At 50.7% G+C, this 12,018-nt stretch carries 10 protein-coding genes; 6 read left to right on the forward strand and 4 right to left on the reverse strand.

The annotated features are described in order from the left end of the window. Nucleotides 1-8: 8 nt before the first annotated feature. Nucleotides 9-380 carry a nuclear transport factor 2 family protein gene (locus MKX70_RS20790; RefSeq protein WP_340785725.1) on the reverse strand — a complete coding sequence of 124 codons (372 nt, stop codon included), beginning with the start codon at nt 378-380 and terminating at the stop codon, nt 9-11. Nucleotides 381-539: 159 nt separating this feature from the next. Continuing rightward, nucleotides 540-2,285, reverse strand: coding sequence for an alpha-glycosidase (locus MKX70_RS20795; RefSeq protein WP_042236833.1), 1,746 nt, complete (start codon nt 2,283-2,285; stop codon nt 540-542). A gap of 369 nt (nt 2,286-2,654) precedes the next feature. On the opposite strand from MKX70_RS20795, the gene MKX70_RS20800 reads away from it, so the two are divergent. The 4 genes from MKX70_RS20800 (at nt 2,655) to MKX70_RS20815 (ending at nt 6,628) form a co-directional block, all read left to right on the forward strand. Further along, the gene (locus MKX70_RS20800; RefSeq protein WP_042236830.1) at nt 2,655-3,470 is read left to right on the forward strand and encodes a transporter substrate-binding domain-containing protein; all 816 of its coding nucleotides are present in this window, start codon (nt 2,655-2,657) and stop codon (nt 3,468-3,470) included. Between the two features lie 134 nt (nt 3,471-3,604). Beyond that, complete coding sequence (locus tag MKX70_RS20805; protein WP_042236829.1) at nt 3,605-4,264, forward strand: amino acid ABC transporter permease; 660 nt, start codon at nt 3,605-3,607, stop codon at nt 4,262-4,264. Beyond that, nucleotides 4,251-4,973 (forward strand): amino acid ABC transporter ATP-binding protein, encoded by a 723-nt coding sequence (locus tag MKX70_RS20810; protein ID WP_039299084.1) that lies wholly within the window; start codon nt 4,251-4,253, stop codon nt 4,971-4,973. The genes MKX70_RS20805 and MKX70_RS20810 overlap by 14 nt, the downstream gene beginning before the upstream one ends. Nucleotides 4,974-5,101: 128 nt before the next feature. Next, the gene (locus MKX70_RS20815) at nt 5,102-6,628 is read left to right on the forward strand and encodes a Ppx/GppA phosphatase family protein (protein WP_042236827.1); all 1,527 of its coding nucleotides are present in this window, start codon (nt 5,102-5,104) and stop codon (nt 6,626-6,628) included. On the opposite strand, the gene ppk1 is transcribed toward MKX70_RS20815, so the two are convergent. Next, the gene (gene ppk1 / locus MKX70_RS20820; protein ID WP_042236825.1) at nt 6,576-8,696 is read right to left on the reverse strand and encodes a polyphosphate kinase 1; all 2,121 of its coding nucleotides are present in this window, start codon (nt 8,694-8,696) and stop codon (nt 6,576-6,578) included. The genes MKX70_RS20815 and ppk1 overlap by 53 nt on opposite strands. A 391-nt stretch (nt 8,697-9,087) precedes the next feature. Here ppk1 and MKX70_RS20825 point away from each other — a divergent pair, with 391 nt between their 5' ends. Continuing rightward, nucleotides 9,088-9,765 (forward strand): 3D domain-containing protein, encoded by a 678-nt coding sequence (locus MKX70_RS20825; RefSeq protein WP_042236823.1) that lies wholly within the window; start codon nt 9,088-9,090, stop codon nt 9,763-9,765. A gap of 153 nt (nt 9,766-9,918) precedes the next feature. Here the strand turns inward: MKX70_RS20825 and MKX70_RS20830 are convergent, their stop codons facing one another. Next, a complete protein-coding gene (locus tag MKX70_RS20830) occupies nt 9,919-10,782 on the reverse strand; it encodes a polysaccharide deacetylase family protein (RefSeq protein WP_340840640.1) in 864 nt (287 codons plus the stop codon). A 193-nt stretch (nt 10,783-10,975) separates the two neighbouring features. On the opposite strand from MKX70_RS20830, the gene MKX70_RS20835 reads away from it, so the two are divergent. Further along, nucleotides 10,976-12,016, forward strand: coding sequence for an NADH:flavin oxidoreductase/NADH oxidase (locus tag MKX70_RS20835; RefSeq protein WP_042236820.1), 1,041 nt, complete (start codon nt 10,976-10,978; stop codon nt 12,014-12,016). Nucleotides 12,017-12,018: the final 2 nt, after the last annotated feature.

The raw sequence follows: 12,018 nt of genomic DNA on the forward strand, positions 1-12,018 counted from the left end.
TTCTTGTACTATGTATACGGATAATAATGTGGTGTTTTTGATTGGAACTCCTTTACATTCACAATCAGGTTCTCCGTATTGAATTCAATTAATGAGACCCCGTCAAATGCTCCGGTTTCTGACTCATACTCACATTCGAAGTACCATTCTACGGCAGTCATGCTGTCTTGGTGAATAAATTGTTTTATCGTCCAGACCAAAACTGTACCTCGTGTATTCCAGTCGTCAAACCATTTTTCTATAGTGTCTAATCCGTGATATTCAGGTCCGTAACATTCTGTATAGACGATATTTGGATCGAAGATTTTGCTTAATACGGTAATATTTTTATCAATCCATGACTGAAAATAGTTTTCAATAATCTGTTCTCGTTTAATCATCGTATTCCCCCCTTTTATTGCTATAAGTGTACTACAGAATATCTATCATCCGTGTGGGATTTTCCAACTCTCCGAGCCAAAAAAGGTGATGTTCCAAGCAGCCACTTCCAGGCTTCTGGGACACCACCTTCTTTTGTTTACAGTTATCTGTTAGTTACCTCAGCTTAAATTCCGGTACAGAATCCGGTACCCATACGGATCAAGCGCAACATTCATCATTCCGCCCTCCGGAACCACAGCTTCTCCCGTCAGTGCATCCAGCCAGTCATCGGTCTCCATCGGGTGGCTGAGCGTGCGGGGCTGCAGTGAATTGTTCATCCAGACGGTGAAATGGATCCGCTCATCTGCCCGCTCATAGACGATGCACGGGTCATTCTCACAGGCCTGGAGAATCCGGAAGCGGCCTTCACGGAGTGCTTTATGTTCCTTACGCAGCGCAATCATCATCCTGTAGAAGTCATACAGTTCAAGGTCCTGCTTCGTTTCATCCCATTCCATACATTTGCGGCAGTCCGGATCTTCACCCCCGGTCAGGCCGATTTCGTCCCCGTAATAGATACAGGGAGTGCCCATGAACGTGAACAGGAAGACGACGGTCAGCTTCAATTTGCGTTTATCTTCCCCCAGTACGGTGAGCAGGCGGGGGGTGTCATGGCTGCCGAGCAGATTGAATACAACCTCGTTCGTCTGCTGGGGATAACGCATGAGGAGCCCGCCGATCCGGTGGCCGAAGGTGATTCCGTCCATCCCGCCGTTGAAGAATTCCAGCACCGTCCCCGAGAAGGGATAGTTCATCACAGAATCAAACTGGTCTCCGAGCAGCCAGGTTAAGGAGTCACTCCACACCTCGCCTACAATATAGGCATCCGGGTTCGCGGCTTTGACTACTTTGCGGAAATCGCGCCAGAAGTGATGATCCACCTCATTGGCCACATCCAGCCGCCAGCCGTCCACCTTGATCTCCTTGATCCAATACTCAGCAACTTCAAGCAGGTAGGACTTCACTTCATGATTGGCGGTGTTGAACTTTGGCATATTGCCATAAAAGCCGAACGTGTCGTAAGTGGGAATACCGTCAACAATCTCAGCCGGAAAAGAATTCATATGGAACCAGTCGCGGTAGACGGAGAATTCGCCTTTTTCGAGAACGTCCTGGAATGGTGGGAATTTGTCACTGCAGTGGTTGAACACGGCGTCCAGCATGACGCGGATACCCCGTTTGTGGCATTCTTCTACGACCTTCTTCAGCAGCTCATTATCGCCGAAATGCGGGTCGACTTTTTTATAATCCACGATGTCGTATTTATGGTTGGAAGGGGAGACGAACAGCGGTGTGAAGTAGACAGCATTGATGCCCAGCTCCTGCAGATCATCCAGATGATCCAGCACACCCTGAAGGTCACCGCCAAAGAAATTATCGAGCTTCGGTTTGCCGCCCCAGGGTTCAGTGCCTTCCGGATCGTTCAAGGGATTGCCGTTGGCGAACCGCTCGGTCATGATCTGATAGAACACCGCATCCTTAGCCCATGTGGGCACTTTGAACAAATCAATTCCGTGTATATAAGGAAACTCGTAGAAGTGATTTGGCGGCTGTGGACAATCGGAACGGATGCCGTTATCGAGCAGGTACACAGTCTCCGAACCTTTGCTGACGCGAAAAGTATAGCTGAGGCGCTTATATTTTGGACGGACAGCCGCTTCCCAGTAGTCGAATTTATCATCGGAGGCAGCTTTTTCCATTATGATGTCGTAAGAGGTATGCTGCCAATCGTACTTGTCGCCAGTGAGCGCAACTACGTAGTCAACATCATCACGTTTGGTACGCACCCGCAGATGTATGGTTTTGGCATCGTAGGCATAAGCCCACTTATCGCGGGGAACATGGTACATCGCTTCCAGCAGCATGACTTCACCTCCTAAAAGTTTTGTAAGCAACTGCTTTCCGATAACGCTACGCAAAACTCGCTTCGAAAGCATACGCTTAAGTATTGTGAGCCTATTCACCTTATCCGTTAAATAACGCCTGCAGCGGCATCTGAACCAGCCCGGTTATTCCGGCGGCAAATGGAGATAGTAAATAGTATATACCTCTTTTCATAGGATGTGCAAAATGGGGGAATAGCAGACCCGGCCAACAGCCTGCAATTCATTCATGAATTTAACAGGTTTTGTCACAAATTTGTCTTTGCATATTCATGCGGAGTGATTTATAATAAATCGGTCAATGAGACTACTTAGAGAAATGAACATAAAGAGAATAGGGGAGAGAGACAAATGAACAAATGGGGTAAGCTTTCAATGGGACTGCTGCTGGCAGCGGGACTACTAGCCGGATGCGGCTCTAATAACAACGAGAATAATACCGCAGCAAGCGGAGACGCCAATAAGGGAACTGAAGCTAAGACGCTTACTTTGGGTACCAGCGCGGATTTCCCACCGTATGAATTCCGCAAAATGGTAGACGGCAAGGATACTATCGTTGGTTTCGATATTGAGATTGCCAAGGATATCGCCGCTGATATGGGTGCGACACTTGAGATTAAGGATCTGCCCTTTGACTCCCTGCTGAATGAATTGTCGAGCGGCAGAATAGATATGGTGATCTCCGGACTCAGTCCGACACCGGAGCGTGCAGAGGCTGTAGGCTTGTCTGATATCTACTACAAAGCCGAACAGGCTGTGGTCGTGCGTGAAGCAGACAAAGATAAATATGCAACAATGGACTCGCTGAAGGGTGCCAAGCTTGGGATTCAGACCGGTTCGATCCAGGAAGATATCGCCAAAGGCATTGAAGGCGCACAGCTGACATCCCTGGGTAAAATTTCTGAAATCGTACTGCAGCTGCAATCGAACCGCGTAGACGCTGCTATTATGGAGGGACCAGTTGCCAAGTCCTTTGTGAAGAATGTTAAAGGACTGGTAATTACCGATGCCAAACCGGAAGTGGAAGATGACGGTTATGTAATCGGGGTGAAGAAGGACAACACAGAATTGCTGGAACAAGTGAATAAGACATTGACCCGCCTGAACTCGGAAGGCAAGATTGATGAGTATGTAGCGGCAGCAAGCGAGCTTGCTGAGAGCAAATAGAACGCGAAACCGTCCAACGGTTAGCCTGAATTAAGTACAACCCGCAGACTGCTGCGGGACAATGCTCTACTTTGCAGAAAATGGCGGTGATCCGCTGTTTTCTATTTTTTTGAGAACAGGAGGATTTGCCGACTATGAGTGTATTGGAACTTGCCTATGATTACCGCAATTTTTTCCTATCCGGTCTGAAGTACACACTGCTGCTTGCTGTGATGGGCGTATTCTTCGGCTTCGTGCTGGGTATCGCGGTTTCGCTGCTGCGGATGTCCAAATGGAGAATTCTGCGCTTTATCGCCACCGCCTGGGTGGAGTTTCTGCGCGGTACGCCGATGCTGGTGCAGCTGTTCCTAATCCACTATGGCCTGCCGGAGTTCGGTATTTCGCTGTCCCCGATCCAGTCGGGTGCGATAACGCTAACGATTAACAGCTCAGCTTACCTGGCGGAGATTTTCCGTGCCGGAATTCAAGGGGTGGACCGCGGTCAGATGGAAGCGGCACGCTCGCTCGGGATGAAGCAGGGGATGACCATGCGTTACATCATTCTGCCGCAGGCGCTGAAGAATGTGCTGCCCGCAATCGGAAATGAATTTATTACCATTATTAAAGAGTCTTCCATTGTATCGATGATTGGGGTGGCTGATCTGCTGTTTGAAGCAAGAGCCATTACTTCGATCACCTATGAAGGACTTAGCCCGCTGATCGTGATTGCCGCCATGTATTTTGTGCTGACCTTCACGTTATCCAAGCTGCTGGGCATTTTGGAACGGAGGCTGAACACGGATGATCGAGGTTAAGAACCTGCAGAAGAGCTTTGGTAAGCTGGAGATCCTTAAGGGGATTGATCTGAATATTCACAAGGGTGAGGTTGTTGTAGTGATCGGTCCCAGCGGTTCAGGCAAAAGCACCTTTCTGCGTTGTCTAAACCTGCTGGAGCAGCCAACCGGCGGTGAGATTTCGTTTGAAGGCCAATCAATCACAGCCAAAAAGCATGATATCAACGTGACCCGTGAGAAAATGGGGATGGTATTCCAGCAGTTCAATCTGTTCCCGCATAAGTCGGTGCTGCAGAACATTATGCTCGCGCCATTGAAGGTACGAAAACAGCAAGCTTCCGAAGCGGAAAAAATCGCCACGGAGCTGCTCCGCACCGTCGGCCTTGAGGACAAGCGGGATGCGTATCCGGCCCAGCTCTCCGGAGGACAGAAGCAGCGGATCGCTATTGCCAGAGCACTGGCGATGCAGCCGCATGTGATGCTGTTCGATGAGCCTACATCGGCGCTTGACCCGGAGATGGTCGGCGAAGTGCTGGAGGTTATGAAACAGCTGGCTGTAGACGGTATGACGATGGTCATTGTGACGCATGAAATGGGCTTTGCCCGTGAAGTCGGCGACCGGATCCTGTTCATGGATGGCGGGGTTATTGTAGAGCAGGGGACCCCGGCAGAGGTGTTCGGTAATCCCAAACACGCCCGTACCCGTGATTTCTTGAGCAAAGTTTTATAGAATTACTGGAACAGCCGCTGAAAATTCCTTCAGCGGCTGTTTTTATGAGGGAAGTATATTTTGGCGGAGCGTGAAATGGGTGATATAGTATACAAATGATCAATCTACTTGAAAAGGAGTACATACAGATGAGAGATGATCTTTGCCGGATAGGCATTATTGATATTGGTTCCAACTCCATACGGCTTGTAATTTATGATACGACGCAGGCAGGCGGCTACAAAATTATTAAGGAATGCAAGTACTCTGCCCGCCTGAGTGAGAAAATTACCAGGGAAGGAAGACTGGAGAAGAAGGATATGGATACGATTATTCCTGTCCTCCACCAGTTCAAGGAAATCTGTGATGATTTCGAAGTGGATAACATCCGCGCAGGAGCTACCGCCGCAATCCGTAACGCAGCCAACTCCGCCGAGATTATAAGCTATCTGTCTGAGGCGTCATCCATCCGGATTGAAGTAATCAGCGGGCATCAGGAGGCTTATTTCGGATTTCTTGGGGTCATCAATGCCTTTGATATTCAGGACGGGTTCGTCATTGACATCGGAGGCGGAAGTACAGAGGTCACCTTGTTCCGAGGACGGCGTTATCAGCACAGCATCTCTTTCCCGTTCGGTGCGGTCAATACGAATCTGATGTTCAGCCAGGGCGGCAACTGGAACGCTGATCAGGTCCGTAAGCTGCAGCTATATGTTACCGGCAGGCTGGTAGAGCATGATTGGCTCACTACGGGCAACGGGCTTCCGTTATATGGACTCGGTGGAACGCTGCGTTCACTCGGCAAGCTGGACCAGAAGAACCGGGACTACTCGCTGCCGAACTCCCATGGCTATGTGCTTGAAGGGGAGACTATAGAGAAGTTCATGGAGACCCTGCCAGCGACTCCATATGAGAAGCGCAAGGACCTGGATGGTTTGTCGAAAAGCCGGGGAGATATCATCGTGTCCGGTCTGGTTATTTTCCATACGGTGTACCATTATATCGGGGCCAGCCGTGCTGTGATCAGCGGGGAAGGCTTGCGTGAGGGCATGCTGCATGATCTGCTGAAGCCGGAGCAGCCGGTCCGTGACAGCGCGCTGGAGTACAGTCTGGATACCATTATCCGCTTTGATATCCGTACCTCCAAGCGGCATCTGGATCATATCTATAAGCTGGCACTCGGCCTGCTGGGGGCTTTTGAGAGGGAAGGTGACCGGGAGGAGCATGAGATGCTGATCTACGTGGCAATTATGCTGCACCGTACCGGCTCCAACATTAATTATTATCAGTCCAAGCGGCATACCCGCTACTGGCTGATGAATTCCCCGATCCGCGGCCTGACCCACCGGCAGCTGATTCTAAGTGCGTACATTGCTTCCTACAGCACCAAAAGCCGGAAGCAGAAATTGTCCCAGATGCATAAGGACATTTTGCTGGCTTCCGACGAAGAGTGGATTCATAAGCTGGGTACGCTGGTGCAGTTAAGCATTGCCCTGGACAGCACCGAGATTGGCATTGTCAGCGGGGTCAACGCCCGTCTGCATAACAATACGCTTGATCTGGAGCTGCAGGGCGGACAAGTTCTTATCGGGCTGGAGGACATTGAGAATGCGCTCAAAGCCTTCAGGAATGCTTGGTCGGTGAAGGTAAAGCTCGGCTTCCCTTCCAGCGGTTAACATTCATAGCAGCGAACTGGCTCCGGAACGGGGCCTTTTTGTCGTCCGCCCGTTCGTAATACCCATTAGGCTGCAGGAAGCTGGATTTCACATTATCCATCAGCGACAGGTCCAGTATTTTGACGATCTGATTGCGGATGCTGCTGTCCTTCACCGGACACATCAGTTCGATCCGCCGCGTCAGGTTCCGGGTCATCCAGTCCGCACTGGACAGATAGACCTCCGGTTTGCCGCCGTTCTCAAAATAATAGATGCGTGAATGCTCCAGGAAACGGTCAACAATGCTGCGGACAGTAATCCGTTCGCTTAATCCTTCAATGCCCGGACGCAGACAGCAGACACCGCGTACAATCAAATCAATCGATACACCGGCCTGCGCTGCGCTGTACAGGTTGTCGATGACCTCCTGATTGGACAGGGAGTTCATCTTGGCGATGATCCGTGCAGGTCTGCCTGCGGCAGCATGCTCTGCTTCGCGCAGGATCAGCTTCTGGAGTGACAGGCTCATATTAGTCGGTGCCACAATGAAGGAGTTCCAGTTATAGTTGGCAGAATAACCAGTCATCTGGTTGAACAGCTCCGAGGCATCCAGGCCAATCTCATGATTGGCGGTGAACAGGCTAAGGTCTGTATACGCCTTGGCCGTGCTGTCATTATAGTTACCTGTCCCTACATGCACATAACGGCGCAGCTCAGGGCCTTCCTGGCGGACTATCAGCGTGACCTTGGCATGGGTTTTGAGACCGACAAGGCCATAGACCACGTGGCAGCCGGACCGCTCCAGCTTACGCGCCCATGCAATGTTGCGTTCCTCGTCAAAACGGGCTTTCAGCTCCACTACTACCGTAACCTGCTTACCTGATTCTGCGGCGTTCGCCAGTGCTGTGATCAGCGGGGAGTTTCCGCTGACCCGGTACAGAGTCATTTTGATCGCCATAACCTGCTCATCTTCAGAAGCCTGAATGATGAAGTCCGTCATGGCATCGAAGGATTCATAAGGATGATAGACCAGCACATCGCGTTCGCTAAGCACCTCGAAGAAATTCTCATTCTCCTCAAATTCCGCCGGATAGAGCGGCTCGATCGGTGCATGATGCAGATAGCTGAAGCCCTTAAGGCTGCCGGCAAACCCCCGCAGGAAACTGAGATCCAGCGGACCTTCAATTTCAAACACGAAATCTTCAAGCTCGAATTCGGCCTGCAGCTGCTCCAGGGCATAAGGGTGAATCCCTTTCTGTACTTCAAGGCGGGCAGGGACGCCGCGGCGGCGTTTGCGCAGCTCCTTCTCAATCTCCTCCAGCAGATCCTCTGCGCCTTCCTCATCAATGGTCAGATCGGAATTGCGGGTCAGGCGGAATTCACTGACAGCCACAGGATCATACCCGCTGAACAAAGTCTGGATATGCTGGCGGATCACATCTTCAATGAAGACAAACTGCCGTTTCTTACTGTTGGAGCGGTGGGGCAGCGGGATACAGCGCGGCAGATTCGATGGAATCTGCAGGATTGCGAAATAAGGTTCTTCTTCCTGGCTGTTCTTGCGTGTCAGCACTACTGCCAGATAGATGAACTGGCTGTGCACAAGTGGAAACGGACGGCTCTGATCTACGGCCATCGGCGTTAAGACTGGATAGATGATATCACGGTAATATTGCTCAATGGATTGCTCCTGGGCATGCGTGAGGTCCTTGTAATCGACGAACACGATCCCTTCCTTGTGCAGACTCCGGGAAATATCCTTGAATGTACGGTATTGGTCGGCGATGATTTTGGTGACCCGTTTGATCAGACGCTTGTACAGGCCGGAGGGGGTGTAGCCGGTGAAATCCTTTTTGGTATAACCCGCCCGGATCTGATCCTGAATGCCCGCTACCCGGACACTGATGAATTCATCCAGATTGCTGGACACAATCGCCAGGAATTTGGCCCGCTCCATAAGCGGGTTCTCCGGATCCTGTGCCTCTGCAAGGACACGGCGGTTGAATTCAATCCAGCTCAAATCGCGGTTCAGATAGGCTGTTGCGGGACTGGTGTGGTTGTTTTTTTTCTCTTCTGCATTCACGTTCATTGACCCTCCAAGTTATGCTTCAGTCTCTACATTATCTATCGTATTCTATCATTCTACTATTTGCCAAAGGGAGAAATGTTAAAACTGTGTAAAATTTTCGCGAAAACTTAAAAAAAATTGCTGAAATCACGATAATTCCAACGCTAAATATTAAGAATATGTAATAATTAACCCGATGAAAACGCTGTATATAGGCAAAATATTTCCAAACGTAACAAAAACATAGCCTCTGGTTACAAAGTTGTGATATATTCATAACTGTTAGTTTACAAAGCACCGCAATTCCAGAGACCTGGCAACAAAAAAGTACATAGGTCCAGCGTTATCTTGGCGTCACTGGCGGAGCGTATCCGTTATGTCCTGGACGCCCACTAATGAAGGAGGCTATTCAATGAAAATCAAGTTCGGAGCCATCACAGCCCTGGCTGCTGTACTGGGACTCGGCACCTTGCTCCAAGCCGCCCCTGTTCAAGCTGACAGCGTACATATCGCTGGAGAAGCTACTACCTATTATACTCTATCCAATCACTATGGCATCAGCATGGAAGAACTGATGAACGCCAATCCGCAAATTTCTGCGAGCAACATCTACCCGGGGCTTAAGCTGGCCATTCCGGGCACCGTTCAGGCTAAAATGGTCGCAGTAACAGAAACGGCAGCCGATTCGGTTGTAACTAATGGAGACTTGTCCTTACTAAGTGTTGAACCTGCGTCGAACACCGTTCAAGCCTGGGGCAAAGCTTTTACGTATGCCAAATCCATTCAGGTGAAGGCTTCGGCCTATTCCTCGGCTGCCAGTGAGAACGGAAAGTGGGGAGCGGTTGATTATTTCGGCAATGCGCTTAAGCTGGGAACGATTGCAGTTGACCCTAGTGTCATTCCACTGGGTACCAAGGTTCTCGTTACCGGATATTCTCATCCGGGTCTCCCGAAGCAGGCATTCCTGGCGACCGCTACTGACATGGGGAGCGCGATCAAGGGCAACCGGATTGATATCTTCATTCCCGGCAGCCAGAGCTTTGTAGCCGACTTCGGCTATCAATATGTACAGCTGTATATTATTCAATAACCCGATAAATGAATAGCTGCACCATTTACCAAAGGAAACAAAACCTGCCGGAGAACGGACGGGTTTTGTTTCCTTTTTTAATATATAAAGGCTTCAGCTATAATTGATCCCTCTGTTTCTGATAGATATGCAGGCTCCGGTGCATCAGCTGGTTCATTTGCTTTTGCTGACTTCAAACATTTGCGGAACAGTCACGAAGCTATACCCGCGTTTGCGCATAATGCTGATGACTTCCGGAAGCGCCTGTATGGTACCCTGCAGATTGCTGCCCCGGCCGCCGCCGCCGTGCTGGAGTATAATTGCACCTTTTCCGGCCCTGGAGAGGATATTGTTCCGTACCTGGGTCTTGGATAAGCCTCTCCAGTCCAGGGAGTCGACGTTCCAGTTCACCAGCTTGTAGCCGTGGGCTCTGGCCCATTTCAGCTGCTGCTCACTGATGTCACCGTACGGGGGACGGATCAGCCGCGGTTTATAACCCGCAAGAGCCTGGATAATATTCTCGGTACGGATAATCTGGGTGCGGAATTCATTCATCCCCAGCTTACCGAATTCGGGATGATTGTAGGAGTGGTTGCCGATCGCATGGCCTTCACGGATGATCCGCGCAACCAGACCGGGATGTTTCTCGGCACGGCTGCCGACCACGAAAAAGGTAGCCTTAACATTATATTTATGGAGAACATCCAGCAGCTGCGGGGTAAAGCGCGGATCAGGCACATCGTCAAAGGTCAAGGCAATGATCTTGCGCCGCGGACCCTGGGTCTTGATCGTATCCGGATATTTGCGCAGCAGCTGGCTTAGAGAAAGTCCTTTATTTCTTTTGTGGCGCCGGGCTGAAGACTGGGAGGAGGCGGTGGAACCGGCCGGAACGGCAGGATCTTCTTCCATAGAGACATTCGGCCGGGCGGAGGCTGGAGCCGATGCAGAAGCAGACGTAGCTATCGGGATGATGCTGGGCAGGATCACTATTATTATGAATATAAGGAGCAAAACGCGGCGGATTCTTGCCAACTTCATGGGTTATGCCTCCTCTGATCACACAGCTGGATATTTTGAAATACAAGGGTTGTTATTCCCAGCCTTTGCGAAATTATGCTGTCAGTATGTGAATCATCTAAAGATTTAACCTGTCCGTAAATACGTGTATACTTAATGAATACGGGGGTAAGTCCGCCAAATGATGAGAGAAACGGGAAGGATGGAGACAAGCATGACAGATTTGTTTACACCTTATGAACTGAAGGCCCTCACTTTGAAGAACCGGGTGGTTATGCCGCCGATGTGCCAATACGCAGTTGAGAAGCAGGATGGGATTCCTACGGACTGGCACTTTGTGCATTATGTCAGCCGCGCTGTCGGCGGTACCGGATTTATTATTGTAGAGATGAGCGGAATTCATCCAGACGGGCGGATTACCAATCAGGATACGGGGATCTGGGAAGACGGGCAGATTGCGGGGTTTAAGCGGATAACAGAGGCTGTTCATGCTCATGGTGCCAAAATCGCCATTCAGCTCGGACATGCCGGCCGTAAGGCGGTGGATGCCAATCCCCCGGTTGCGCCTTCGGCGATCCCTTTTGATGCACATTCTCAAACGCCCCGTGCGCTGACCCGGGACGGGATTACAGAGATGATCATGGCATACCGGGAAGCTGGTCGCCGGGCTGTTGAGGCCGGATTTGATACCGTTGAGCTGCATGGGGCCCACGGGTACCTGATCCACCAGTTCCATTCCCCGCTATCCAATGTCAGGGATGATGAGTACGGCAGCGATCCCGCGCTGTTCGGTGTGCAGGTAGTGGAGGCGGTGCGTGATGTGCTGCCGGCAGAAATGCCGCTTCTAATGAGAGTTTCCGCCAAGGAATATGTAGAAGGCGGATATAATGAAGCTTACGCGCTGGAATTCTGCCGCCGCTACAAAGCTGCAGGAGTAGACATGTTCCATGTATCATCTGGCGGGGAAGGTCCGATCGGCTCAAATGGAGGTCCTACTGCAGGGCCGGCTTATCAGGTGGAGCTTGCTGAGTACATACGCAGCGGACTGCAGGTGCCGGTAATAGCTGTAGGCCGTCTTGAATCCTACAGGGAGGCCCAGGCGGTAATTACTGAAGCGAGGGCAGAACTTGTGGCTGTCGGCAGGGGGATGCTTAGTGATCCGTACTGGGCTTTGCATGCGGAAGAGACGCTCGGAGGGGTACATCAGGCCAATTTGCCTAAACCTTATATGCGCGGGATTTGGAACAAGAAATAGAA

This window comes from Paenibacillus sp. FSL R7-0312 (genome assembly GCF_038004445.1).
In the GTDB taxonomy this organism is placed as follows: domain Bacteria; phylum Bacillota; class Bacilli; order Paenibacillales; family Paenibacillaceae; genus Paenibacillus_AQ.

Excerpts from the sequence above, each read along its gene's own strand:
- MKX70_RS20790 (WP_340785725.1), bottom strand. The coding sequence starts at position 380 with ATGATTAAACGAGAACAGATTATTGAAAACTATTTTCAGTCATGGATT.
- MKX70_RS20795 (WP_042236833.1), bottom strand. The coding sequence starts at position 2,285 with ATGCTGCTGGAAGCGATGTACCATGTTCCCCGCGATAAGTGGGCTTAT.
- MKX70_RS20800 (WP_042236830.1), top strand. The coding sequence starts at position 2,655 with ATGAACAAATGGGGTAAGCTTTCAATGGGACTGCTGCTGGCAGCGGGA.
- MKX70_RS20805 (WP_042236829.1), top strand. The coding sequence starts at position 3,605 with ATGAGTGTATTGGAACTTGCCTATGATTACCGCAATTTTTTCCTATCC.
- MKX70_RS20810 (WP_039299084.1), top strand. The coding sequence starts at position 4,251 with ATGATCGAGGTTAAGAACCTGCAGAAGAGCTTTGGTAAGCTGGAGATC.
- MKX70_RS20815 (WP_042236827.1), top strand. The coding sequence starts at position 5,102 with ATGAGAGATGATCTTTGCCGGATAGGCATTATTGATATTGGTTCCAAC.
- ppk1 (WP_042236825.1), bottom strand. The coding sequence starts at position 8,696 with ATGAACGTGAATGCAGAAGAGAAAAAAAACAACCACACCAGTCCCGCA.
- MKX70_RS20825 (WP_042236823.1), top strand. The coding sequence starts at position 9,088 with ATGAAAATCAAGTTCGGAGCCATCACAGCCCTGGCTGCTGTACTGGGA.
- MKX70_RS20830 (WP_340840640.1), bottom strand. The coding sequence starts at position 10,782 with ATGAAGTTGGCAAGAATCCGCCGCGTTTTGCTCCTTATATTCATAATA.
- MKX70_RS20835 (WP_042236820.1), top strand. The coding sequence starts at position 10,976 with ATGACAGATTTGTTTACACCTTATGAACTGAAGGCCCTCACTTTGAAG.